Below are 23,107 nucleotides of genomic sequence, written 5' to 3' on the forward strand. Positions count from 1 at the left end.
CGCAAGAGCGCGAGCAAGTACGACTTCAAACGAGGCGACCATCCGCGCACCGTCCAGACGTACACGCTCGAGACTCAAGTGATCAAGGGTCGCAAGGCGCCGGCGATGACATTGGTCACCATCTTGCGGATGGCGTCGGTCTGCGGTGGCGCGCTTGCCCGGTCGGCGAACAGCAGGTGCCCGGCCCTGACGAGGGTGGGGGCGAGTGTGTCGATGTCCGCGTCGTCGGCCAGGCGCCCCAACTCCCGCTCGGCGGTGAGGTAGGCGGCGATCATGGCAGTGCCTTGCACGACCAGTGGGATGCCGGTCAGACCGGCCTCGCGCAGCCGGGCGCGGAGGCCGTTGCGGAAGGTGATGAGCGCGACGATTGCCACCGTGACCGGCCCGAACAGGTCCTGTAGTGCGTCGGCGAGGTTATCCACCACGTTCCCGGTGCCGGCGGCCACGCGCAGAGTCGTGGTTCGGTCCTCGATGCCGCGGATGCGGTCGAGGACCAGTTTCGCCAGGAAAGCGTCGAAGTCGGTGAAGTGCCGGTGCAGCACACCCTTGGCACAGTTCGCCTCCTCCGTGACCGCCCGGCTGGTCAACGCGTCGGGCCCGTCCCGAAGCAGGACGCGCTCGGCAGCTTCGAACAACTGGCCGCGCACGTTGTGGATGTGCACCCCTGACGGCATTGTCTTCCTTCCCACGCCCGCCCCGCCCTAACTAGTGGGCATACGCCCACTAAGTCTTGTCCCGTAAATGATCTACGGCATGCTGGCTGACCAGCGTTGTTTCCCGGTCATCCGGCGAGGGCGAGGTTGTGGAGGCGGGCGATGCCGAGCATGGCGTGGTGGACGCCGTCGCCTGTCAGGCGGCAGTCGCGGAGGATCTTCCAGGTCTTCATGCGGGCGAAGGCGTGCTCGACGCGGGCGCGGACCTTGCGGTGCGAGCGGTTGTGCTCCTCTTTCCAGTCCGGGAGTTCGGCCTGGCCTCTCTCGCGACGGTGTGGGATGACCAGGCCGGTTCCGCGGTAGCCGCCGTCCGCGATGACGGTGGTGCGGCCGACGGCCGCCTTCGCGCCGGACAGCTCCCAGGCCTTGCAGTCGTTGCGGTTGCCGGTGACCGGCCGGCCGACCGCGACGACGAGCCGGGTGTCGGCATCGATGACGACCTGGTGGTTGGTCGAGTACCGGTAATTCTTCGACTGCTCGGCAACGCTGTGATCGCGCGTGGGGACCAGGGTGCCGTCCACGATCAGCACGGTGTCCTTGCGAAACCGCTTGCGTTGCTGCAGCGCGAGCGACGGGCCGAGATGGTCGATGATGCGGTCCGCCGCCGACTTCGACACCCCGAACAGCGGAGCCAGTTGGCGCAAGGTGAGGTTCGTGCGCCAGTACGCAGCGACCAGCAGGACCCGGTCCTCCAACGACAGGCTCCAGGGCCGGCCCTTGCGGACCGGGTCCGCACCCTCGCGCCGCAGTGCGGTGACCAGCTTGCCGAACTGCCGCGGGCTCAGCCCGGTGAATGGGGCTATCCAGGAGTGCTCCGACGCCGTGATCACACCAGACACGACAAGATCATCTCACCCGTGACCAGCAGTTACGGGACACCCCTTAGGTGGAACATTATGAATTCCAGGCAATATGTCACAATAATCGGTGCGGGCCAATCCGGCCTTCAGTTGGGTATCGGCCTGCTGGAGGCCGGATACCACGTGCGCATCGTCAGCGACCGCACCGGCGACTCACCAGCGTCCCGGCCTCCTTCAAGTGGGCGGCCCCCGGTTGGTCGCCGAGGTCCCGCGCCCCGGACTAAACCCCCAGCTCGTCGAGCACGGTCAGCTGCTCCGGGCCCACGCCGGAGCGCCTGAAGCGCACGTTGCTCCGCCAGACCCCGAGCCGAACGGCCACCTCGGCGACCTCGCCCTCACCTGGCGGCCGGGTCGGCGCCGACTTCAACGTGCTGACGAAACACCTTCACGGCCCCTCCCGCGCTGCCACCTCGTACCTCGATGTCGGTGAGTTCTCGCGGTGCAGTGCCGGCCCTTCCGCTGTTGCCGGCGTGGCGTTGGAGGAGACGCGCGAGGGGTTGGTGACACGAAGTGAGACCGTCATGGCTGCTGAGGCGGCCACAGGCGGGGGGTCACGGTGGGGTCGGCGTAGTCGGGGGAGCCGTCCGGTCGGCGTGCGACGAGTTGGTCGTTGTCGTGGGTGGCGAGGGTGCCGTCGGGGTTGTGGGCGGTGATGTGCTGGTTGTCGCCGGGTTGTAGGTGGACGGCGATGGATCGGCGCGGTTCGCCGCTGATGTTGGGGCCACTGCCGTGGAGTGTCTTGCAGTGGTGGAAGCTGACCTGGCCGCGGGCGAGTGTGGCGGAGACGATGCTGAGATCGTGCTCGGTGGCGTAGCGCTCGATCGTGGTCAGGTCCTGGTCGAAGAAGCTGAGGTCGGCCTGCTCGTTCCGGCGGTGGCTGCCCGCGACGAACATGACGGGGCCGTGGGCATCGGTGATGTCGTGGAAGGGCACCCACGCGGTCAGCATCTCCTCACTCGAGCTGCTGCGCCAGTACTGCCGGTCGGTGTGCCAGCCGACGTTGCCCTGCTGGTTGGGGCCACTTGGCTTGTACAGCAGCTGGTCGTGCCACAGCCGGATCTCTGCGGCGCCGGCCAGTCGTGCGGCACATCCGGCTATCACGGACTGGCGGACCAGCAGAGCCAGTTCGCCGACCCGTAGCGAGGCGTAGTCGTTCTTGCGCAGCAACTCGCCGTCGGAGGTGCGCCATCCCCACAGGTTCCCGTCCGGGTCCGCGGGCAGCTGGTGGTCGACATCGCCTGCGTGGTGGCGGCGCATGCCGCGTTCGGCAGTTCCCAGTACCTCCTCAGCCAAGATCGGCGGGGAGATCCAATACCCGTTCTCCCGGTAGAACGCCACATCCTCATCGGTCGGCAGCACAGTGAGATCGTTGTTGTTCGCCATACCCGGGACGCTAGAGGAAACCTCGCTGGTCCAGCGTGCACATAACCCGGTGCGAGGTACATAATTCTCGGGTGTCTATCGACCGCCCCACAGGACTCAAGGCCGGCTTCCACGCGCACCTGCAGCAGGCCGGCGTCCCCGGGCTCGTCCACGCCGGCGACCAGCACGCCCCCACCAGCTGGGTGATCCGCTCCCACACCCACGAGGTGTGGGAGCTGTATCTGCAACTGGCCGGCCCACCGACTCGCTGGACCGTGGCCGACCGCACCTGCCACGTCCCCTCACGCGGGCTGCTGGCGGTGCCCCCCGGAGTGCCGCACGCGATGGCAGCCTCCAGCACGGCGCCCTACCACTTCCACTTCGCCGCCCTCGCCCCCGCGGACATCGTGCCGCCCGCCGATCTGAACCCCATGTGGCAGCAGCACCAGCCGATCGTCGTCACCGACGCCACCGCAATGATCACCCCGTTCGAGCTGTTCCTGCGGGAAGTGACCACCTACCAGCCACTGCGCACAGGCGGGCTGACCCACACCGCCGCCCTCCTCATTATCGAAGCCTCGCGCCTGGCCCACGGACGCCAAGTCGGCCGCGCTCTGGCCCTGCACCCAGCCATCGCCACGGCCAAACGGCTCATCGGAACCCATCTGGCCGAGAGCCTCACCGTCGAAGACCTGGCCGCCGGCGCTCGCCTGTCACCCGCGTACCTCGCCGAGCTCTTCCGCACCCAGACCGGCGAGACCCCGGGCCGGTACCGCACCCGCCTCCGCACAGAACGCGCCCGCATGCTGCTCAGCGAGACCGACCGGCCCATCACCACGATTGCAGCAGAACTCGGCTACTCCTCCTCGCAGCACTTCGCGACCGCCTTCCGCCGGGAAACCGGCACGACCCCCTCGAAGTACCGCCACACAGCCACGGGCGGGCCTCACCAGACGACCGCAGCCTTCCAGTAAGCGTCAGCCGCGCGGCCGCGTCGCCCAGGCGCTCCTCAAGGGCCGTTCGCGGGTTGGCCTGCGAACTGTTCACGAGATCCCGATTCGACGGTCGCCATCGGTTCGGGATTAGTACTCCAGTTGCAGATCGCTATCGTCGCTGGTCAGAGCTGGTTTTTGAGTGTACTCGCCTGACGTGCTGTCAATTGCTGTGAGTTCGTGACCTCGGGTGCGGCGGTGGTAGTGGCAGCGGCGGGCGGTGGCCTGGTGCCGGCGTCGCCACCAGGACCAGCTCATCGAGTGGCGGGTGCGCTGGAGGTGTGGCGGTGGGGAACTGCCAACTGCCAGGAGTCGCCGGATTTCTGCCACGGTGAGTGGTGCCAGGGTGCCGGAACCGTTTCTGCGGCCCCCTTTTCCGGCCCCGCAGCAGCGGCCATGGCGGCGAGGAAGGCGTGGGCGAGCATGGCCAGGGTGATGTGCCGGTACCAGCCCGGATACTGGCGGACCTCGTACTGGTCCAGGCCGCACTCGTTCTTCGCTGTCTGGAATGCCTCCTCAATCGCCCAGCGCATTCCGGCGATGCGCACCAGTTCGGCGACAGTGGTTCCGTTGGGCGCGTAGGCGAGGTAGTAGGCGATCTCGTTCGGGCGGGCCAGGCTGCGGCGGGCCAGCACCCACCGGTCGTGGGTGGGCTGGTCACCGTCGAAGTCGGCGATGGCGGGCAGTCGGGCGGCGGCCCAGTCGTAGACGCGCGGCCCTTTCGCGCCGTTGCCGCAGGAGTGGCGTTCCCAGGCGTCGTCGGGTGCCTGGGCGATGGCGAAGTCGATGCGGCCGACCGCGTGGACGTGCTGGGACTTCGGCACGGCCAGGACGTAGCCGACGCCCGCTTCCTCGAGCATGCGGCGCAGCCGCCACTCCTGTCCGTAGGCGGAGTCCGCGGTCACCCAGGCGATGGGCAGCGGCGAAGCCAGGGCCCGCTTGATGACGGCCTTCGCGAGGTCGCCCTTGGTAGCGAACGTGCGCTCGTCGGGGATCTTCGCCGCCCGGCAGCGGCCTGGATCGGACGTCCAGGACTTCGGCAGATACAGCTCCCGGTCCACCAGCGCGCGGCCCCTGGGCGTGGCGTAAGCGGCGAAGACGCCGATCTGGCAGTTCTCCGTGCGGCCGGCGGTGCCGGAGTACTGCCGCTGCACCCCGGCCGAGGCGTCGGCGCAGCACCGCTGGACGCCTCCAGCGGGAAAAACATCCGGCACCGGCTCAACACCGGCGGAAACCGTGCACTGAACTCCGCGCTCCACATCGTCGCCGTCTGCCAGATCCGTAGTCCCGGCCGCGGCCAGGACTACTACCTGCGCAAGATCGCGGAAGGCAAGACGCCCGCAGAGGCTCGCCGGGCCCTGAAACGAGGCCTCTCCAACGTGGTCTACCGGACCATGAAACGAGACCATCGCGGCCAACTCGCAATCGCAGCTTGACACACAGAGGCGCTCATCAGGGTCGCCGGGGCGACACCCATGCGCTCGGCCGCGGCCTGCATGCTGAGCGGCTCGGGGAAACGCGCGTCGAGCATCCGCTTCGCGGCGACCCCCAGGCTTCGCTCCGACTGGCGGCGTGCCCCAGATCCAGTCCGCGCATCGGCGAAGAGTTCGGTGACGGCCGTGATGAGACGCTCCCTGCGTTCCTCGGCGATTGTCGCCGAGGCAGCGGTCACGAGCGATTGCACCGGCCGGGCCGCATGCAGCGTGCTGGGGAAGACCGGGGTACGCGTGGAGCTGAACGTGCGAAAAACCCACTCCTGCGGCACGGACACCGTTGTGTACACCAGGCCGGTGTCCTCGTCGATCACACCGTCGTGCACCTCACCGGGGTGTAGCACGGTGGCCAGCCCGTCCGACACCAGGCACGACGAACCCGCGCTGCGCAATCGCACCGACCCGCTGCTGACCAGTGCGAAGGACCACGCCTCGTGCGCGTGCCGAGGATAGCTGTGAGCAGGTCGAAGCCGAAGACGGCGCATAGTCACTGTCACCGCCTCATTGACGCCCCGACTACAGCACGAGTCAACAAACCCAGAGCAACAAGGCACAGCAGTTCAAATCTCAAAACCTGTGACGGTGGCTATCGGCGTCCTCCTCGCTGACCGCACCAACACCGCCGCGACACTCCGCCGCCACGCCCGCGACGCCACTCGTCCGTCCCCTGCCCATCCTGGACATCACGTGATCAAGGCAGACAGATCACCTGAACGACGCCGCCCTGGCTGTGCGGCCTCCTTGTCCTCAGCGTCCGCCCATGACCAGCTCATTGACAAAGTCGAAACGCCACCAGAAACTGGCATGCCAGTTACTCACTCTAGTATGTCAGGTGGCTTGGTATGGAGATCGTCAGCGAGGCGCACGGGGCTACACGTCGCTCGTTGAACTCGCTCCGGCTCGTCGAGCAGGCGTACCGACTGATCAAAAAGCGGATTGTTCGGGGACAGCTGCCTCCGGGAGCGTCGTTCAGCGAGGCGGCGATGAGCCGCGACCTCGAGCTTGGCAAGACACCGATCCGGGAGGCCCTGGCCCGCCTGCAGGGTGAGGGGTTGGTGACCGCCGTTCCCCGGTCGGGCTACTGCGTCACCGAGATCACCATCCGTGACGTGACCGAGATCTTCGCGGTACGGGCGCTACTGGAAGCCGAGGCAGCGCGACTCGCCGCGGCGAGACCAGATGCGGATGGCGCGAGCATCGCGAAGCTCCGCCGACTGGCGGATGTGCCCTTCAGGTACGGGGATGAACCGGACGAGCTGCTCGACGCCAACGTCGAGCTCCACGGCGAGATCGCACGGATGAGCGGCAACCGGCTCCTCGTGACGATGATCGACGACCTCGTACAGCGTTCCGACCGGCTGCTCTGGCTCGGTGTTCCCACCAGCCCCCGCGTCAGCGAGTTGATGGACCAGCACCAAGCGTTGGCTGCCGCCATCAGCCGCGGAGATGTCGAAGCCGCCGGCAAAGTGGCCGCTGAACACGTCCGGCTGTCCAAGGAGACGATCACCGAGGCGCTGCTGGCCAGCCCGGTGGCGATCCCCCACTCCAGCCAAGGTCGTGTGTCGTCGTGAGGCCGCCGACCGAAACCTGCGACCACGTGGCGATCCGGCTGTCAGGAGACCCCTCGGCGACGCCGCCCATTGACCATGTGCTCGTCGCGGTGCCCAACCTTCAGCGTGCGACGGCATGCCTGCGTGACCTCGGGTTCGTCGTCGCGGATGGCGGGTCCCATCCGACCCTCGGAACGCACAACGCGCTCGTCCAGTGGGCGGACGCCTACGTGGAGCTGATCGCGCCACGCGACCCAGTCGTGGCCGCAGCCAACCCGCTCGGTGCCGACCTGCTGCGCTTCCTTGAACAACGTGCAGGCGGCCTGCTCGGGTTCTGCCTCCGCCTACCCGACGCTTCTGCGACCAGACGCCTCGCCAACCTCACCGCTGGCTGGACGGTGTGGCAGAACGTGACCCGCACGTCGCCGTCCGGGACCACCTTGAAGTGGGACCTCGCGTTTCCCGGAACACCGCGGCTCCGCGGACCGTACCCATTCTTCATCCGCTGGGACCCGCAATCGGTCCCGCACCGTCCCGTCCGCCACCCCAACACGACACGTGGCATTGAAGCACTACACCTTCACCTGCCCGAGCAATCGGCGGCATCCGAGTGGTACCGCGACGTGCTTATCCCCGAACTGGACGGTCACGCGAAGACGAAACCGTGCATGTCGACTCACTGCCGAGCGCGCCACGACATCCATGACAGCCCTTCGGGACTCACCGGGCTCACGCTGACAGGCGACACCGAAAATCGCTGGACCCTGCCGCCCGAAATCTTCGGAGACGTCCAGCTCACCGTCCACTCCTATCCCAATCGGAGGTAGACCAATGAAAGCAGCCCTCGTCGTGGCCAGAGGCGGACCCGACTGCAGGATCGTCGCAGAGCATCCTGACCCCGTCGCCGGCCCGACCGACGTCCTGATCCGCGTCCGCGCCTGCGCCTTGAACCATCTGGACATTTTCGTGCGCCGCGGCGTGGCAGGGAAGCACGTCCCGCTCCCGCACATCTCCGGAGGCGACATCGCCGGCGAGGTGCTCAGTGTGGGATCCGAGGTGACACACCTGAATTTGGGCGAGCGAGTCCTCGTCGACCCGATGGTCGGACACGAAGCGATCGGGGAGGACCTGCCGGGCGGCCTCGCCGAGATCGCCGTCGTACCTGCCAAGAACTGCATCAAGCTCCCCGACGATGTCGATTACCAGACAGCTGCCGCACTTCCCATCGCCTATGGCACCGCCAACCGCATGCTCGTCACCCGCGGGCGCGTCCAGGCGGGCGAGGTCATCGCCGTGCTCGGCGCGTCCGGAGGTGTCGGCAACGCGGTCGTCCTCATCGCGAAGGCACTCGGCTGCAAAGTCATCGCCTGCGGGAGCACCGACGCCAAGCTCGAACGGCTCGCCGATATCGGCGCAGACGTCCTCGTCAACACCACCACAGAGGACTTCAGCGCACGCATCTGGGCCGAGACCGGCCGCCAGGGAGCGGACGTGGTTGTCGACTACACCGGCGCCGACACCTGGGCGGGTTCCATCCGCGCCACCCGCCCCGGCGGACGCGTCCTCACCTGCGGCGCCACCAGCGGCTACGACGTCACGATGCACCAACCGTTCGTGTGGGTGCGGGAACTCGACATCATCGGCAGCAACGGCTGGCGGCGAAGCGACCTGGAGTACCTGCTCGATATGGTGCGCACCAAGAAGCTGAGGCCCGTCATCGACAGCGTCCTGCCGCTCGATGAAGTCCAAGAGGCAGAACGTCGACTCGAGGAACGGCTCGCCTTCGGCAAGGTGGTGGTCACACCATGAACACGCAGTTGCCGAGTACGCGACGCGAGAGATCCGAAGAACCACCACACCAATGTGTCGAGAACAACCTCGGTTGGGCGCTCATCCGCGACGCGGTGCGCGAGCATCCGCAACGCCCGGCCATCCGGCAGGGTGATCTCGTGCTCAGCTACCGCGACCTCGACGAACGCACCAGCCGGACGATGGCGGCGTTGCAACGCGCGGGCGTCGCCTCAGGCGACCGGGTGGCACTGCTGTTCCCGAACGACCACCGTTACCTTGAGTGCCTGTTCGCAACCATGCGGCTCGGCGCGGTTGCGGTTCCGCTCAACAGCAGGTCGTCCCGTTCTGCGATGGCCCATGTGCTCACAGACGCCGCGCCCGCCGCACTCGTCGCGCACGAGACGGCAGCGGCCGAGGCAACAGCACTGCTGAACGAGGCCGGTATTACCTCCGTCTTGCTGATCACAGCCGAACGCGACGATTGGATCCTGGAGCACGGGGACCTCGCGGAGCCGATCGACGGGGCGGAACTTCCGCTCGTCCCAATCGTCCCTGTCGAACCCGACGCGGTGTGCATGCAGCCATACACCTCGGGTTCCACCGGGCGTCCCAAGGGTTGTGAGCTCACCCACGGCGGCCAGTTGTGGAACGCCCGGGTCACTCGCGATGCCTGGAAGATCACCGTGGACGACTGCGGCCTTGCTGCCGCGCCGCTCTATCACAAGAACGCGATGATCTGCGTGGTCAAACCGTGCCTGCTCGCCGGGGCGACGATCGCGCTAGCCTCCGATCCCTCACCCGCCGCCATTCCGGCGGAGGTGGAGCGCAACAGATGCACATACACCACCGGCGTTCCGGCCACGTATGAGATCTTGCTGCACAGCCACACCTACCAGGAACACGACATGTCCTCACTCCGATTCGTCGTGTGCGGATCGGCGCCACTCACGGAAGAGAGCGCGCGACGGATCACTGACGCATTGCAGGCGCCAGTGCTCGAATGTTACGGGCTCACCGAAGGCGGCCCAATGGTGCTCATCAGCACCTTCGACGCCTGGCGGCGGGGAAGTCCGGGTCGCCCCGTCACGGGATGTGAGGTCCGAGTCGTGGCGGACGACGGATCGGATTCCGCGGTCGGCTCGGCCGGCGAGCTATGGGTTCGCAGCCCGGGCGTCATTCGCGGATACGCCGGCCTCCCCGAGATCACGCGGGCCAGGGTCTCCGAGGACGGGTGGCTCCGCACCGGCGACCTCGCACGCCGCGACAATGCCGGCTACTACTATATCTTGGGCCGCAGCGACGAGATGATGATCGTCGGCGGCGAAAACCTCTACCCCCTTGAGGTCGAGCAGCTCATCGCAGCCCTGCCGGGCGTCGCCCAAGTCGCCGTCGTCCCGGCCAGTGACCCGCTGAAGGGACAGGTTCCGGTGGCGTTCGTCGTCGCCGACGACGACCTGTCCGAAGTCGACATCCTACGCCACTGCCTAGTCAACGGCGCCCCGTACGCGCATCCCCGTCAGATCGTCCGGATGGACGACCAATTGCCGGTGAACGGCACAGGGAAGATCGACAAATTGGCGCTCACGACACTCGCTGAGCAAAGCTACCAACGGCGGCAGCCATGACCCGCGCCGATGCACGCCACCCCGACTCCGCACCTACCCGCATCGCAGCGGTGAAGAGCGCCCTGCATGCCTCAGCGTTCCACCGCTGGCTCGGGCTTGAGATCGTCCGCGCGGATGACGGAGAGGTGATACTGCACCTGTCGGTCAGACCCGAGCACGTCGTCAACGGGACTCCGTCCTATGTCCACGGCGGCATCATTGCCGCGGCTGCCGACCTGGCCGGAGACCTGGCCTTCGTCACCCGGACCGGAACGGGTCTGCCGACAGTCGACATCCGCATCGACTACCTCCGTCCCGCATACCCCGACGCCGACCTGCGAGTCGCCGCCCGGATCGTACGACAGGGCCGCAGGCTCGGTGTCGCCGACATCCACGTCCACGACACCGTGCAACGTGAAATCGCCCTCGCCCGCGCACTCTATGCACTCCCCTGACCCAGGATCGCCCGAACATCCCAGTAGTTCCATCACAAGGAACACTTCCCAATTGGCGATCGAGTCGTCGCGGGGCCCTGGACGGCCAAGCGCCTTGAGCCGCTACACGGTCTCAACCATGGCAACCATACCCAGTGCCCGAGTACACCGATCCTATGAATGACCAGTACAGACCCCGAGATGACAGGTAGGGCTCAATCATGTCCGTCCCACCGGATAAGAACTCCGTCAGTACCAGTAGGACGCCCGCCACCGCTGGTGCGGCGTCGATCCTCGGTTTCTCCTTCGACCTGTTCGACCTGACGATTCTCCTGTTCGTCGCGCCAACTGTCAGCCGCGTGCTGTTCCCGGTGGCGGATCCGACACTCGCGCTGGCGGCGACGTTCGCCTCGTTCGGCGTCAGCCTGCTCATGCGGCCCTTGGGCGGAATCGTCTGCGGTCGCTTCGCCGACCGTCTCGGCCGGCGGCGAATGATGCTCATAAGCATCATGGGCGTCGGCGTGACGACCGCGTTGATGGGCGCTTTGCCGACCTACGCGGCCGCTGGTGCGGTCGGACCGACGCTGTTCCTGTTGCTCCGGCTGCTGCAGGGCTTGTTCGTAGGAGGCGTCGTCGCATCGACTCACACGCTCGGCACCGAGTCGGTCCCGCAACGGTGGCGTGGCCTGCTCTCGGGATTGATCATCAGCTCAGGCGGCATCGGGATCATGATGGCAGCCGGGATGCTGTTCCTCACGTCGGCGTTGTTCCCCGGCGACGCGTTCGACGAGTGGGGCTGGCGGGTTATGTTCTTCAGCGGGCTGCTCGCGTCGCTGATCAGTCTCGCCATCACCCTCCGTGCGGAGGAGTCGCCGATGTGGGCAGCGCAGGACGCCAATCGTTCACAAGCGCCCGCGAAGGCGCGGACTCTTCTTGGCCGCGAGCACCGCGGGGCAACGCTGACCAGCCTTGGCATGGTCTTCGGGGCTGCGAGCATCTGGTACCTCACCATCGGTTTCCTACCCACCTTCCTCGGGCAGGTCAACAAGATCTCCGGCACTCAGACGGCGGTCGTACTCCTCGTCGCGGGAGTGTTCATCGTGCCCACCTCGGCACTGATCGGACATGCCAGCGAACGCTTCGGTCGACGTCCTGTCCTCGTCGTCATGGGTGTCGTCGACCTCGTCGCCCTCCCTGTCCTGGTCTACCTGATCTCAGAGGTCGCTGCTTCCGACTTCGGCAAGCTCGTCGCCGCCTCCGCGCTTTTCTGCCTCATCGCCAACGGCACTAGCGCGCCACTGCAGATCTTCCTCGCCGAGCGGTTCCCGACTGCCCTCCGCGCCACCGGCACGGCAATGGTGTACAATGCCGGGTTCGCCCTCGGTGGGCTGATGACAACCGTCGTCCCACTGCTCAGCCCGACGGTGTCGGACATTCCCGGCAGACTAGTCGCCGGCTTGGCCCTGTGCGCAGCCGTCTTCCTGGTCTTCGCGCTGCGCTGTCCGGAGACTCGCGGGGCATTGGAGGCCCCCGCCGACCTGCCTCGCAGCGAGTCATGACGAGCGACTGGGCTAGGACGGCGATCGCCCGCCTCCGCGCGGACGAGCTGAACACAGGCGAAACGCCGCTGCGCAGGTTCCCGCTGCCGGAGGACTGGCACGTCGACCTCTATCTCAAGGACGAGTCGCAGCAGCCCACCGGCAGCGTCAAACACCGCCTGGCTCGGTCGCTGTTTCTGGATGCCATCGTCCGCGGTCGGATCCACGAGGGAACCACTGTCGTCGAAGCCTCCGCGGGGTCCACCGCGATCAGTGAAGCCTACTTCGCCCGACAGCTGCATCTTCCGTTCGTCGCCGTCATACCGGCATCGACGTCCTCGAGAAAGCGCGAGCTCCTCGAACGATCCGGCGCAACCTGCCACCTCGCGGCCAGCCTCGACAATCTCATCGACGACGCACGTCAGCTCGCCACGGCTACGGACGTGCACTTCATGGACCAGTTCACCAATGCAGAACGAGCGCTGGACTGGCGCGGCCACAACGTAGCGTCCTCCATCCTCCGACAGTTGCGGACCGAACGCTACTCAGTCCCCCGCTGGCTCGTCACCAGCGCCGGCACCGGCGGAACAGCCACAGTGATCGGTCGGTATCTGCGTTACCAGGGCCACCCGACCAGTCTCTGCGTTGCCGACCCGGAAGGCTCGGCGCTGCTGGACGCGTGGCGCAACCAGGAGCCGAAATGGGCGGCCACCGGGTCGCGTATCGAGGGCATCGGACCACCTTGGACGCCACCGTCCTTCCAGCCCGGCCTCATCGACGACATGATAACGGTGCCCGACGACGCCAGCATCGCCGCGATGCACGTGACGTCTGCCCTGCTCCGTCAGCCCGTTGGCGCCTCGACCGGGACCAACGTCTGGGCCGCCGTGCGGCTGGCCCGGGGAATGCGGGACATCGGTGTGCACGGCAGCGTCGTCACTCTGATCTGCGACGGCGGAGACCGTTACGGCGACACCTATTACTCCGACGAATGGAACACGAGCCACGGTATCCAACCACAGAAACACCGCGAAGAACTCGAGGCATTGCTCGCCGTGCATTAGACGAATGAGCCGTCCGCCCGTCGTAAGTCTGTCAAATGGTCAGTCCCGGTGAGTGATGCCTTACCAGGAACGCGAACATGCTGCGCCGGTGCCATCGGACCTCGCCTTCATACCATTCGTCGGTGCGTGCGAGCCCGGCGGCAGTAGCGACGGCGGCGGATGCCCGATATCCGAGGTGGATGTAGGCGATGACCGCTCTGCGCCGGCAGCGAGGACCGCACCAACGACGAGATCTCCGGCGGCTGGGTCTGCTGCCCAACACCGTCAAGTACTAACCCAAGCACGCGATGCGCACGCCCGTGCTGACGACCCACTTTGTGGCTTAGCGGCCCCCTACGGCCGGGGCATCATCGCCGCACGTTCGGCGCTGCCGGCTTACGCGAAAGGATCGGCACATGTTCTATGACCTCGGTGTTCGCGATTTCCTTGACCGCGCGGAAACGGTGTACCCGGACCGCGTGGCGGTGGTCGACGAACCCGCCCAGCCTGCCGAATCGTGGTGTTCGGTCACCTACCGCGAACTCGCCCGACGGGCCCGCGCACAGGCGGCGAACCTGGACGCGCTCGGGGTACCCCTTGGAGGACGGGTGGCGATCGTGTCGCACAACTCGGCGCGGCTGCTCACGTCGTTCTTCGGCGTCTCGGGCTGGGGCCGAGTGCTGGTACCGGTGAACTTCCGACTCGCTCCGGCAGAGGTGCGCTACATCGTGGAGCACTCCGGTTCCGCGGTCGTGATGATCGACCCGGAGCTGAAGCCGTTGGTGGACAGCGTGACTGGGAAGCACGTGTTCGTGCTTGGCGAGGACGATGACAAGATCTGGGGTGGCGACGGCGAACCGCGGCCGTGGGCCGGTGATGAGTCGGCCATCGCCACGCTGAACTACACGTCCGGCACCACGGCGCGGCCGAAGGGCGTTCAGCTGACGCACCGCAACCTGTGGCTGAACGCGGCCGTCTTCGGCCTGCACACCACGCTCAGCGACAACGACGTACTGCTGCACACGTTGCCGATGTTCCACGCCAACGGCTGGGGCATGCCGTACGCGGTCACCGGCCTGGGGGGACGGCACATCTTGTTGCGCAAAGTGGATGGAACGGAAATCCTGCGCAGGGTGCAGGAACACGGCGTGACGATCATGTGCGCAGCGCCGGCCGTGGTCACCGCAGTGCTCGACGGAGCCGCGAAGTGGGAGGGCGAGATCCCCGGCCGCGACCGGGTACGGATCGTGGTGGCGGGTGCTCCGCCGCCGACCCGCACGATCGAGCGGGTGCGCGCCGAACTCGGCTGGGAGTTCATCCAGCTCTACGGACTCACCGAGACTTCGCCGCTGGTGACGGTGAACCGGTTCCGCGGTGAGTGGGCCGGTCTTGACCCGCACGAGCAAGCGAGACTGTTGGGCCGTGCCGGCGCTCCGGCGCTAGGCGTGCGCGTGGCGATCGATCTCGACGGCGAGGTGCTCGCCCAGTCGAACCACAACCTCGACAGCTATTGGGAAAACCCGGAGGAAACCGCCCGCGTGCAGGCCGGCGGTTGGTTCCACACCGGTGACGGCGGCAGTTTCATCGATGGCTACCTCACCATCGCTGACCGCAAGAAGGACGTGATCATTACCGGCGGCGAGAACGTGTCGTCGATCGAGGTGGAGGACGCGCTCAACTCGCACCCAGCGGTCCGCGAGGCCGCGGTGATCGGCATCCCTGACGAGAAGTGGGGCGAGCTGGTCACCGCCCTGGTGGTCACCGACAACACCGAGGTCACCGCCGAGGAGTTGATCACGCACTGCCGCGACCACCTGGCCGGCTACAAATGCCCGAAGCGGGTGGAGTTCCTCCCGGCGCTGCCGCGCACGACGACGGGCAAGATCCAAAAGTTCAAGCTGCGTCAACCGTTCTGGAAGGGGCAGGAGCGCCAGGTGCACTGATCGCCGCCGACTGTCATTGCGGCATTGACTCGACTGCGGGCCAGCCTGCACGTCGGCCACCTGGTGCAGCTCACCCTCCGCCGGCTCCAGCAGGCCGGACGCCCTGGCACTCGTGGGCGACGCGACCGGCCACATTGGCGACCCTCGGCCTGACCGGCCCGCGCACCCTGAACGACCCGGAGACGATCGCCCACTGGGCGCCCCGGCTGCGCGCGCAGATCGGGCGGTACCTCTTCTTTGAGGGGGATAACGCGGCGACCATGCTCAGCAACCTGGACTGGACCGCGGGCCTGTCCGTGATCGAGTTCTTGCCTGATGTCGGGAAGCACTTCCGGGTGAACAAGAAGCTCACCAAGGACTCGGTCGCCCAGTGCCTGGCGTCCGATCAGGGCATCAGCTTCACGGAGCTCAGGTACCAGTTGCTTCAGGGTATGGACTTTGGGGAGGTGTACCGGCGGTATGGCTGCATCGTCCAGACTGGCGCTAGCGACCAGTGGGGCAACCTCACGGCCGGTCTGGATCTGCTCGAGGTCAGGAACGTCAGGATCACGATCTGTTCTGCTTCAGCCATGTGTGCATCCGATCTCGTGCGCCGTCCGGCAAGAGCAGTCACGACGGCTGAGGTCTCACGCGGGTCGACAGACTAGTAGGGCGTCCTACTGTCGGCCCGCCACGACGGATCCATCACACGGAAGGAAGCCGCAATGCCGCCGCTGCAGGACGACATGGGAAACGCTCTGAACTTGGCTCGTCCGCCACGACGGGTGGTGTCCCTCGTACCGTCACTGACGGAGGCTCTAGCCAGCAGCAGACCGGATGTCCTCGTCGGGGCGACCCGCTGGTGCACCCACCCGAGCGACCTCGACGTGGTACGGGTGCGAGGTACCAAGAACCCGGATCGTGATGCGATCGTGGGACTGCGGCCGGATCTCGTGATCGCGAACAAGGAAGAGAACCGCGAGCTCGACGTGGCCCGGTTGCGCGCTGCGGGAGTGCCTGTGTGGGTGACCGTCATCGAGACCGTCCCACAAGCCCTTGACTCGCTCGAGCGAATGTTCACCGAGGCTCTGGAAACCTCGATTCCCGACTGGCTCGACGCGGCACGAGCGCTCTGGTCGGACCCGCTTCCCCATGCCGTCGCCACCGCTGCGGTCCCGATCTGGCGGGATCCATGGATGGTGGTCGGGAAGTCCACCTTTACCGGCGACCTGCTGCGCCGGGCCAGTCTCGCCAACGCGTTTGCCGCGCATCCGAGCCGCTACCCGCGCGTGGCGCTGGAGGAGATCGACCGACTGGACGTGGACGTCGTGCTGCTGCCCGACGAGCCGTATGCGTTCTCCGGCCACGACGGCCCCGAGGCGTTCCGTCGCGCGCCCACCCGACTGGTGAATGGTCGGCTGATCACCTGGTACGGCCCATCACTGCTTCCGTCACACGACATGCTGCGGGAGCTCGTGTCGGCCATGTGAGCTGGGAGTCCCGACTCAACCCGCTAAGAGAGCCACATCCACCTCGGTGATCGTACTGCCCTGGCCGTTGAACTCCTGTCCGACAGCGAAGCCCTCGGCGCGGCAGGCCTGCGCACTCTTCTCTGTGCTCCTGCTCACACCACCCTCCCGCATTTAGTAGGACGTCCTACTATCCCTCCAAACAGCGTTCCCCTGACGTGCTTTGGGAAGGCCCCCCATGAGCGAGCTGCACCGTCCCGTGCACCCCGTCCGCCTGGTCACCGCTGCGGCCCTGTTCGACGGACACGACGCGTCGATCAACATCATGCGGCGGATCTTCCAGTCCCAGGGCGCCGAAGTGATCCACCTCGGACACAACCGGTCGGTGCAGGAGGTTGTGGACGCGGCGCTCGAGGAGGACGTACACGGAGTGGCGGTCTCGTCCTACCAGGGCGGGCATGTCGAGTACTTCGAGTACCTGGTCGAGTCGCTGCGCAGGCAGGGAGCGGAGCACATCCGTGTGGTGGGGGGAGGCGGTGGCGTGATCGTGCCCGAGGAGATAACGCGGCTGCGCAAGAGCGGGGTGACCATCTTCTCCCCCGAGGACGGTCAGCGGATGGGCCTCGCCGGTATGGTCAATGCGGTCGTCAGGGAATGCGACTCCGACCTGTGGATGAGCAAGCCGACCGACGCTGCCGCCGTACTCGCCGGCGAACGGTTTGCGATCGCCCGCGCCATCACCGGAGCGGAGTTCGGCAAGTTGCCCCCGGAATTTCTTGAGCAACTCCGTGCGGCCGCAGGGGCACGGGGCAGGCCGGTGCTCGGTATTACGGGCACCGGCGGGTCGGGGAAGTCGTCGCTGACCGACGAGTTGGTGCGCCGGTTCCGCGCCGACCAGCAGGACAGGCTGCGGATCGCGGTGATCGCGGTCGACCCGACCCGCCGCCGTGGGGGCGGCGCGCTGCTCGGTGACCGGATCCGCATGAACTCGCTGGATGGGAAACGGGTGTTCTTCCGGAGCCTGGCCACCCGAGGCAGTCACGAGCTACCCGAGCACCTGTCCGACGTGATCGACGTGGTGAAGGCCGCCGGGTTCGACCTGGTGATCGTGGAGACGCCGGGCATCGGCCAGGGCGACGCGGCGATCGTGCCGTTCGTCGACACCTCCCTGTATGTCATGACGCCGGAGTTCGGCGCCGCCTCGCAGCTGGAGAAGATCGACATGCTCGACTTCGCCGATGTCGTGGCGATCAACAAGTTCGAGCGGCGCGGCGCCAAGGACGCGCTGCGCGACGTGGGTCGCCAACTAGTCCGCAACCGCGAGGAGTTCAGCAAGAAGCCCGAGGATATGCCTGTGTTCGGGACCTCTGCGGCCACGTTCAACGACGACGGTGTCACCGCACTCCACCAACACCTGAAGACTGTCCTTGCCGGGAAGGGGCTGGCGCTGTCCGAGGGCACGTTGGCGCCGGTCGACGTGCGCCATTCCTCGGGCATCCGGCAGGTGGTTCCGGCCGACCGGGTGCGCTACCTTGCCGAGATCACCGACACGGTCCGTGCGTATCACGCCAAGACCGAACGGCTCGCCGAGGCGGCCCGGCGAGTGCAGCGCCTGGGCGCGGTCAGGGGCGAACTCGCCCAGGCCGGCTCCGACGCCGGGAACGTGCGGTCACTGCTCGAGAACGCCTGCAAGCAACTCCCGCACGACATCGCCGAACAGATCAACAACTGGCCCGCCGTCATCGCCTCCTACTCCGGCGACGAGCAGGTCGTAAGGGTCCGCGAGCGGGAGATCCGCACCAGGCTGTCCCGCGATTCCCTCTCGGGCAACAAGATCCCTCGCGTTGCCCTGCCCAGGTTCACCGACCACGCGGAGCTGGTCCGGTTCTGGCGCCGGGAGAACTTGCCCGGCCACTTCCCTTTCACCGCCGGTGTGTTCCCCTTCAAGCGCGACGGCGAGGACCCGGCGCGAATGTTCGCTGGCGAGGGCGATCCCTTCCGCACCAACCGGCGCTTCAGGCTGCTCTCCGAGGGCCAGTCGGCCACCCGGCTGTCCACCGCTTTCGACTCGGTCACCCTCTACGGCCGTGACCCGGACGAGCGTCCCGACATCTACGGGAAGGTCGGCACCTCCGGAGTGTCGGTCGCGACCCTGGAGGACATGAAGGTGCTCTACGACGGCTTCGACCTGGTGACGCCTACGACCTCGGTCTCCATGACAATCAATGGACCCGCGCCGACCATCCTGGCGTTCTTCCTCAACACCGCGATCGACGAGCAAATCGCCAGGTTCCGCACCGTTGAGGAACGCGATCCCTCCCAAGCAGAGGCCGCCGAGCTGCGCGCGCTCGCGCTGGTGAACGTGCGCGGCACAGTGCAGGCCGACATCCTCAAGGAGGACCAGGGCCAGAACACCTGCCTGTTCTCGACCGAGTTCGCCCTGCGGATGATGGCGGACATCCAGGAGTGGTTCATCGACCACAAGGTCCGTAACTTCTACTCGGTCTCGATCTCCGGCTACCACATCGCCGAAGCCGGTGCGAACCCGATCAGCCAGCTGGCCTTCACCCTGGCCAACGGTTTCACCTACGTTGAGGCATACCTCGCCCGGGGCATGCATATTGATGACTTCGCCACGAACCTGTCGTTCTTCTTCTCCAACGGCATGGACCCCGAATACTCCGTGCTGGGCCGGGTCCGCCCGCCGGATCTGGGCAGTCGCGATGACGGAGAAGTACGGTGCCAACGACCGTTCCCAGAAGCTGAAGTACCACGTCCAGACCTCGGGACGATCCCTGCACGCCCAGGAGATGGACTTCAACGACATCCGCACAACGTTGCAGGCGCTCATCGCGATTTACGACAACTGCAACAGCCTGCACACCAACGCCTACGACGAAGCGGTCACCACCCCTACCGCGGAGTCCGTGCGCCGGGCCCTGGCCATCCAGTTGATCATCAATCGGGAATGGGGCCTGGCCATGAACGAAAACCCCCTCCAGGGCTCGTTCGTCATCGATGAACTCACCGACTTGGTCGAGGAGGCCGTCCTGAAGGAGTTCGAGCGGATCAGCGAGCGAGGCGGCGTCCTCGGCGCCATGGAGACCGGCTACCAGCGCGGCCGGATCCAGGATGAGTCGATGCTCTACGAGCAGCGCAAGCACGACGGCACCCTGCCCCTCATCGGTGTCAACACCTTCCGCAAACCCCACGCGGAGACCACTGACCCCGATGTCATCGAGTTGGCGCGTGCCACGGAAGAGGAGAAGCAGTCCCAGCTGGAGCGTGTACGGGACTTCCAAGCCCGTCATCGCGACCCGGCCCGTGCCGCCCTGGCTGCTCTCAAGGACGCGGCGGTGAGCGGCGACAACGTGTTCGCCGTCCTCATGGACGCCGCCCGGGTCTGCTCGCTCCAACAGATCACCGACGCTTTCTTCGAGGTGGGCGGCCAATACCGCCGCAACGTCTGACCCCCAAGAAACCACACTGCACACACTCACCGGATAGGATCTCAGATGGATCCCGTTACCCGCCTCGGCGTCGTCGGCTGCGGCCTCATGGGCTCCGGCATCGCCGAAGTCGCCACCCACAGCGGCATCGACGTCCGCGTCGCCGAAGCCAACCGTGACGCTGTCGAGACCGGCCGCCGCCGTATCACCGCCTCCCTCGAGCGCGGCGTACGGCGCGGCAAGCTCAGCGAACAGCAGCGCGACCAAGCTCTCACCAAGCTGTCTTTCACACACGACCTCAACGACATGGCCGACCGCCAGTTCGTCATCGAGGCCGTCGCAGAGAACCGGGACATCAAGACCGACGTTCTCCGCACCCTGGACAAGGCATTGGAAGACTCCGCGGCGATCCTGGCCACCAACACCTCCTCCATCCCCATCGTCGACCTCGCCATCGCCACCGAGCGGCCCGGGCAGCTCATCGGCATGCATTTCTTCAACCCCGTGCCCGTGCAGCAACTGGTCGAGCTCATTCCCGCCCTCACCACCACCCCGGAGACCGTGCAGCGCACCCGCGACTTCGCCAGCCAGCTGGGCAAGCAGGCCATCCAGGCCCCGGACCGCTCCGGCTTCGTGGTCAACGCCCTGCTCGTGCCCTACCTGCTCAGCGCCGTACGCATGGCGGAGTCCGGCGCCGCACACCCGGACGACATCGATCAGGGCATGGAACTCGGCTGCGCCCACCCCATGGGGCCGCTCCGCCTGCTCGACCTCATCGGCCTCGACACGGCCCAAGCGGTGGCCGAGTCGATGTACGAGGAGTTCAAGGAACCGCTGTACGCACCGCCTGCCCTGCTGCGCCGCATGGTCGCCGCGGGCCATCTCGGCCGCAAGAGCGGCCGAGGCTTCCACACGTACGACGCCTGAACAAAGGCCCGCCGCCATGCGGTCGGCAATCAGTGGCAGTGCTCGCCCTCAACGACGGCGGCTGTTGCACAACCGGTGGGCTGGGCCCAGATTTCCTGTTCGAGACCGAAGGTGCCTTGGGAGCGCAGAACGAGGCCGTTGAGCACGGTGTGCCGTAGGGCTTAGAAGGCGGACTTCGCCTGCCAGCGCTCGGGGTAGCCGGTGGCCGGATCGGTGCCGTGGTCCAGCACGGCCGCGGTCGCTGCCGAGCCGTCTGGCCGAGGGGATCAAGAGAGGTGGACGGTGGGTGCAGAGCGCCGATGAGCGCGCCATTCTGCATGAGGTTGGATACCAGGCCCCGGATGCGCTTCGCCTGGATGTGCGGGAACTTGCCCTGCACCTTTCCACCAGCAGGTCGTACGAGGAACCGTCACATCGGCAGGGGCCTAACGATTCCAGCGTTCGAAAGGCTGAGCCATGTCCGACCGACTGACGAGGACGAACGCTGGGCGATCACCCGCCGTCTCATGCACGACGAAGACATCGCCATCGAAGACCAGTTTGCCGGGCTACTCGTTCTGCTCTATGCCCAACGCATCACCGCCGTCTCCCAGCTGCCGATCACGGCACTGATCTCCGAAGGGCCCCAGGCGTCCCTGCTGCTGGGCACCACGCCCTTGCTGCTGCCTGATCCTCTGGACAAAGTCGCCCGGAAGCTCCTCGCTCGTCGCCGCGGACACACTACGATCGACGCGTCCTCCGATTCGCCCTGGCTCTTCCCTGGCGCGTTCACCGGCCAGCCTCTCAGCAGCTACCACCTGGGGACCCGTCTCAAGCGGCTGGGCATCTACTCCCGTCCGGGCCGGACCTCCGCACTGATGGGACTCTCCACTCAACTGCCTGCAGCAGTCCTCACAGAACTCCTCGGGATCAGCCCCGATTCCGCCACTGCCTGGCCCCAGACCGGCGGGAGCTGGGCCCGATACGCCGCAGAACTCCGAGATCGCCCCAATTCCAGACTCCAGTGAGAGCTTCCCTCGCGCCAGCCGCCTGATCGCCGGTGAACCTCGACTACCCACGACGGGCGATGGTGATGATCTCCCGGCTGGAACCAGTAACGGGTTCCCGGTCCCAGCCGCCGAACTGCGCCTCAATCTCGAATCCTGCCTCGGCAAGAAACCCGCTGAGGGCCATAACGTTGAGGAACCGCAGCCTTTCACTGAGGACTCGCAGCACCGTACCGTCCAGCTGGGCCACGGTCCCACTGATCGTGACCACGTCGCCGACGACGGATTCGACGTCGTGCCAGTACCGCAAGACACGGCCAGTATCGTCTACGACCTCAACCACGTCATCCGGGTTCGAAGGTGTCCACCCTTCCCAGGCCCGCGCCTGCGGATGCCGCGTGTCGAACACGAAACGTCCACCTGGGCGCAGTGCGCCATGGATCGCGGAGAGCGAGGCGAACACGTCGTGATCTGTCACCAGGTCCTGAAAAGCATGGCCGGTCATCGTCGCCAATCGAAAGCCGGCGCCGCTCTTCGCCTCTGCTGCAGTGCCCTCAACCCACTCGATGTCGGCCCGGCGTCGGGCTCTGTCCAGCGCGGCGCGGTCCGGGTCCAGGCCCACCAGCCGCCCACGATGGCCTCGCTTACGAGCCAGATGCAGCATGGCGCCGGTTCCGCAGCCGACGTCAAGGACCGACTCCGCGCCCATGACCAACGGAAAGTAGAAACCGCCGTCAGGCCGGCTGTCGGGATCCCATGGGTTCAGCAAGTCATACAGCGCGGCGGCATCAGCGTCTGAGAACACCGCGACAGTGTCCGTCACCCCCCACCCAGCAGCAATTGGTTAAGACGTCGTTTCAGTTGGTGAGTCGGCGGTAGCCGATGAGGGCCGCGGCTATGCCGACGAAGGCGAGGAAGTGCTCGGCCTTGCGCTCGTAGCGGCGGTGCAGGCGCCGGCACCCGGCCAGCCAGGA

Annotated in this window: 20 protein-coding genes and 4 pseudogenes; 15 read left to right on the forward strand and 9 right to left on the reverse strand. The window is 66.6% G+C overall.

The features are described from left to right. Positions 1-74: 74 nt before the first annotated feature. The 4 genes from ACTWP9_RS35225 to ACTWP9_RS35240 all read right to left on the reverse strand — a co-directional run bounded on the left by ACTWP9_RS35225 (position 75) and on the right by ACTWP9_RS35240 (position 2,956). Entirely contained in the window at positions 75-662 is a 588-nt protein-coding gene (locus tag ACTWP9_RS35225; RefSeq protein ID WP_443250419.1) for a TetR/AcrR family transcriptional regulator, read from the reverse strand. Positions 663-781: 119 nt separating this feature from the next. Beyond that, positions 782-1,552: a transposase gene (locus ACTWP9_RS35230; protein ID WP_443250402.1), complete on the reverse strand. Its 771-nt coding sequence runs from the start codon at positions 1,550-1,552 to the stop codon at positions 782-784. Between the two features lie 241 nt (positions 1,553-1,793). Further along, positions 1,794-1,940: a hypothetical protein gene (locus ACTWP9_RS35235; protein WP_443250422.1), complete on the reverse strand. Its 147-nt coding sequence runs from the start codon at positions 1,938-1,940 to the stop codon at positions 1,794-1,796. A 152-nt stretch (positions 1,941-2,092) separates the two neighbouring features. Beyond that, on the reverse strand, positions 2,093-2,956 hold the full coding sequence (locus ACTWP9_RS35240; RefSeq protein ID WP_443250403.1) for a phytanoyl-CoA dioxygenase family protein: 864 nt from the start codon (positions 2,954-2,956) through the stop codon (positions 2,093-2,095). A gap of 71 nt (positions 2,957-3,027) precedes the next feature. On the opposite strand from ACTWP9_RS35240, the gene ACTWP9_RS35245 reads away from it, so the two are divergent. After that, entirely contained in the window at positions 3,028-3,909 is an 882-nt protein-coding gene (locus tag ACTWP9_RS35245; RefSeq protein WP_443250404.1) for a helix-turn-helix transcriptional regulator, read from the forward strand. A gap of 272 nt (positions 3,910-4,181) precedes the next feature. Here ACTWP9_RS35245 and ACTWP9_RS35250 read toward each other — a convergent pair. After that, positions 4,182-5,090, reverse strand: a pseudogene (locus ACTWP9_RS35250) (IS701 family transposase); the annotation flags it as partial. A gap of 42 nt (positions 5,091-5,132) precedes the next feature. Here ACTWP9_RS35250 and ACTWP9_RS35255 point away from each other — a divergent pair. Continuing rightward, the gene (locus ACTWP9_RS35255; RefSeq protein ID WP_443250420.1) at positions 5,133-5,363 is read left to right on the forward strand and encodes a hypothetical protein; all 231 of its coding nucleotides are present in this window, start codon (positions 5,133-5,135) and stop codon (positions 5,361-5,363) included. Here the strand turns inward: ACTWP9_RS35255 and ACTWP9_RS35260 are convergent. Continuing rightward, positions 5,312-5,905 (reverse strand): AraC family ligand binding domain-containing protein, encoded by a 594-nt coding sequence (locus tag ACTWP9_RS35260; RefSeq protein WP_443250421.1) that lies wholly within the window; start codon positions 5,903-5,905, stop codon positions 5,312-5,314. The two genes, ACTWP9_RS35255 and ACTWP9_RS35260, sit on opposite strands and share 52 nt — an antisense overlap. A 357-nt stretch (positions 5,906-6,262) precedes the next feature. Here ACTWP9_RS35260 and ACTWP9_RS35265 point away from each other — a divergent pair, with 357 nt between their 5' ends. From ACTWP9_RS35265 to ACTWP9_RS35310, 10 genes and pseudogenes are all read left to right on the forward strand, one after another. After that, positions 6,263-6,991, forward strand: a complete 729-nt coding sequence (locus tag ACTWP9_RS35265; protein WP_443250405.1) for a GntR family transcriptional regulator — start codon at positions 6,263-6,265, stop codon at positions 6,989-6,991. A gap of 26 nt (positions 6,992-7,017) precedes the next feature. Beyond that, complete coding sequence (locus ACTWP9_RS35270) at positions 7,018-7,797, forward strand: VOC family protein (protein ID WP_443250406.1); 780 nt, start codon at positions 7,018-7,020, stop codon at positions 7,795-7,797. A 4-nt stretch (positions 7,798-7,801) separates the two neighbouring features. After that, positions 7,802-8,779 (forward strand): zinc-binding dehydrogenase, encoded by a 978-nt coding sequence (locus tag ACTWP9_RS35275; protein ID WP_443250407.1) that lies wholly within the window; start codon positions 7,802-7,804, stop codon positions 8,777-8,779. Continuing rightward, the gene (locus ACTWP9_RS35280) at positions 8,776-10,386 is read left to right on the forward strand and encodes a class I adenylate-forming enzyme family protein (protein WP_443250408.1); all 1,611 of its coding nucleotides are present in this window, start codon (positions 8,776-8,778) and stop codon (positions 10,384-10,386) included. Before ACTWP9_RS35275 ends, ACTWP9_RS35280 begins: the two co-directional genes overlap by 4 nt. Beyond that, a complete protein-coding gene (locus ACTWP9_RS35285; protein ID WP_443250409.1) occupies positions 10,383-10,820 on the forward strand; it encodes a PaaI family thioesterase in 438 nt (145 codons plus the stop codon). The genes ACTWP9_RS35280 and ACTWP9_RS35285 overlap by 4 nt, the downstream gene beginning before the upstream one ends. 200 nt (positions 10,821-11,020) lie before the next feature. Next, positions 11,021-12,358, forward strand: a complete 1,338-nt coding sequence (locus ACTWP9_RS35290) for an MFS transporter (protein ID WP_443250410.1) — start codon at positions 11,021-11,023, stop codon at positions 12,356-12,358. Continuing rightward, positions 12,355-13,401 carry a PLP-dependent cysteine synthase family protein gene (locus tag ACTWP9_RS35295; protein WP_443250411.1) on the forward strand — a complete coding sequence of 349 codons (1,047 nt, stop codon included), beginning with the start codon at positions 12,355-12,357 and terminating at the stop codon, positions 13,399-13,401. The genes ACTWP9_RS35290 and ACTWP9_RS35295 overlap by 4 nt, the downstream gene beginning before the upstream one ends. 395 nt (positions 13,402-13,796) lie before the next feature. Continuing rightward, positions 13,797-15,323 (forward strand): AMP-binding protein, encoded by a 1,527-nt coding sequence (locus ACTWP9_RS35300; protein WP_443250412.1) that lies wholly within the window; start codon positions 13,797-13,799, stop codon positions 15,321-15,323. Positions 15,324-15,337: 14 nt separating this feature from the next. Next, positions 15,338-15,970: pseudogene (gene tyrS / locus ACTWP9_RS35305) on the forward strand (tyrosine--tRNA ligase); the annotation flags it as partial. Positions 15,971-16,027: 57 nt separating this feature from the next. Further along, complete coding sequence (locus ACTWP9_RS35310) at positions 16,028-16,792, forward strand: helical backbone metal receptor (RefSeq protein ID WP_443250413.1); 765 nt, start codon at positions 16,028-16,030, stop codon at positions 16,790-16,792. A gap of 15 nt (positions 16,793-16,807) precedes the next feature. On the opposite strand, the gene ACTWP9_RS35315 is transcribed toward ACTWP9_RS35310, so the two are convergent. Beyond that, positions 16,808-16,930 (reverse strand): hypothetical protein, encoded by a 123-nt coding sequence (locus ACTWP9_RS35315; protein WP_443250414.1) that lies wholly within the window; start codon positions 16,928-16,930, stop codon positions 16,808-16,810. A gap of 79 nt (positions 16,931-17,009) precedes the next feature. On the opposite strand from ACTWP9_RS35315, the pseudogene icmF reads away from it, so the two are divergent. The 3 genes and pseudogenes from icmF (at position 17,010) to ACTWP9_RS35330 (ending at position 22,154) form a co-directional block, all read left to right on the forward strand. Then, a pseudogene (icmF, locus tag ACTWP9_RS35320) lies at positions 17,010-20,241 on the forward strand (fused isobutyryl-CoA mutase/GTPase IcmF). A gap of 45 nt (positions 20,242-20,286) precedes the next feature. Next, positions 20,287-21,147: a 3-hydroxybutyryl-CoA dehydrogenase gene (locus ACTWP9_RS35325; protein WP_443250415.1), complete on the forward strand. Its 861-nt coding sequence runs from the start codon at positions 20,287-20,289 to the stop codon at positions 21,145-21,147. Positions 21,148-21,653: 506 nt separating this feature from the next. Further along, a complete protein-coding gene (locus tag ACTWP9_RS35330; RefSeq protein WP_443250416.1) occupies positions 21,654-22,154 on the forward strand; it encodes a hypothetical protein in 501 nt (166 codons plus the stop codon). Between the two features lie 43 nt (positions 22,155-22,197). On the opposite strand, the gene ACTWP9_RS35335 is transcribed toward ACTWP9_RS35330, so the two are convergent. Beyond that, entirely contained in the window at positions 22,198-22,938 is a 741-nt protein-coding gene (locus ACTWP9_RS35335; protein ID WP_443250417.1) for a class I SAM-dependent methyltransferase, read from the reverse strand. Between the two features lie 52 nt (positions 22,939-22,990). Continuing rightward, positions 22,991-23,107, reverse strand: a pseudogene (locus tag ACTWP9_RS35340) (IS5/IS1182 family transposase); the annotation flags it as partial.

Source organism: Streptomyces sp. 3N207, from assembly GCF_052246355.1.
In the GTDB taxonomy this organism is placed as follows: Bacteria; Actinomycetota; Actinomycetes; order Streptomycetales; family Streptomycetaceae; genus Streptomyces.

Coding starts and splice junctions, on each gene's coding strand:
- ACTWP9_RS35240 (WP_443250403.1), bottom strand. CDS start 2,956: ATGGCGAACAACAACGATCTCACTGTGCTGCCGACCGATGAGGATGTG.
- ACTWP9_RS35260 (WP_443250421.1), bottom strand. CDS start 5,905: ATGCGCCGTCTTCGGCTTCGACCTGCTCACAGCTATCCTCGGCACGCG.
- ACTWP9_RS35265 (WP_443250405.1), top strand. CDS start 6,263: ATGGAGATCGTCAGCGAGGCGCACGGGGCTACACGTCGCTCGTTGAAC.
- ACTWP9_RS35275 (WP_443250407.1), top strand. CDS start 7,802: ATGAAAGCAGCCCTCGTCGTGGCCAGAGGCGGACCCGACTGCAGGATC.
- ACTWP9_RS35280 (WP_443250408.1), top strand. CDS start 8,776: ATGAACACGCAGTTGCCGAGTACGCGACGCGAGAGATCCGAAGAACCA.
- ACTWP9_RS35285 (WP_443250409.1), top strand. CDS start 10,383: ATGACCCGCGCCGATGCACGCCACCCCGACTCCGCACCTACCCGCATC.
- ACTWP9_RS35290 (WP_443250410.1), top strand. CDS start 11,021: ATGTCCGTCCCACCGGATAAGAACTCCGTCAGTACCAGTAGGACGCCC.
- ACTWP9_RS35295 (WP_443250411.1), top strand. CDS start 12,355: ATGACGAGCGACTGGGCTAGGACGGCGATCGCCCGCCTCCGCGCGGAC.
- ACTWP9_RS35300 (WP_443250412.1), top strand. CDS start 13,797: ATGTTCTATGACCTCGGTGTTCGCGATTTCCTTGACCGCGCGGAAACG.
- ACTWP9_RS35310 (WP_443250413.1), top strand. CDS start 16,028: ATGCCGCCGCTGCAGGACGACATGGGAAACGCTCTGAACTTGGCTCGT.
- ACTWP9_RS35325 (WP_443250415.1), top strand. CDS start 20,287: ATGGATCCCGTTACCCGCCTCGGCGTCGTCGGCTGCGGCCTCATGGGC.
- ACTWP9_RS35330 (WP_443250416.1), top strand. CDS start 21,654: ATGCACGACGAAGACATCGCCATCGAAGACCAGTTTGCCGGGCTACTC.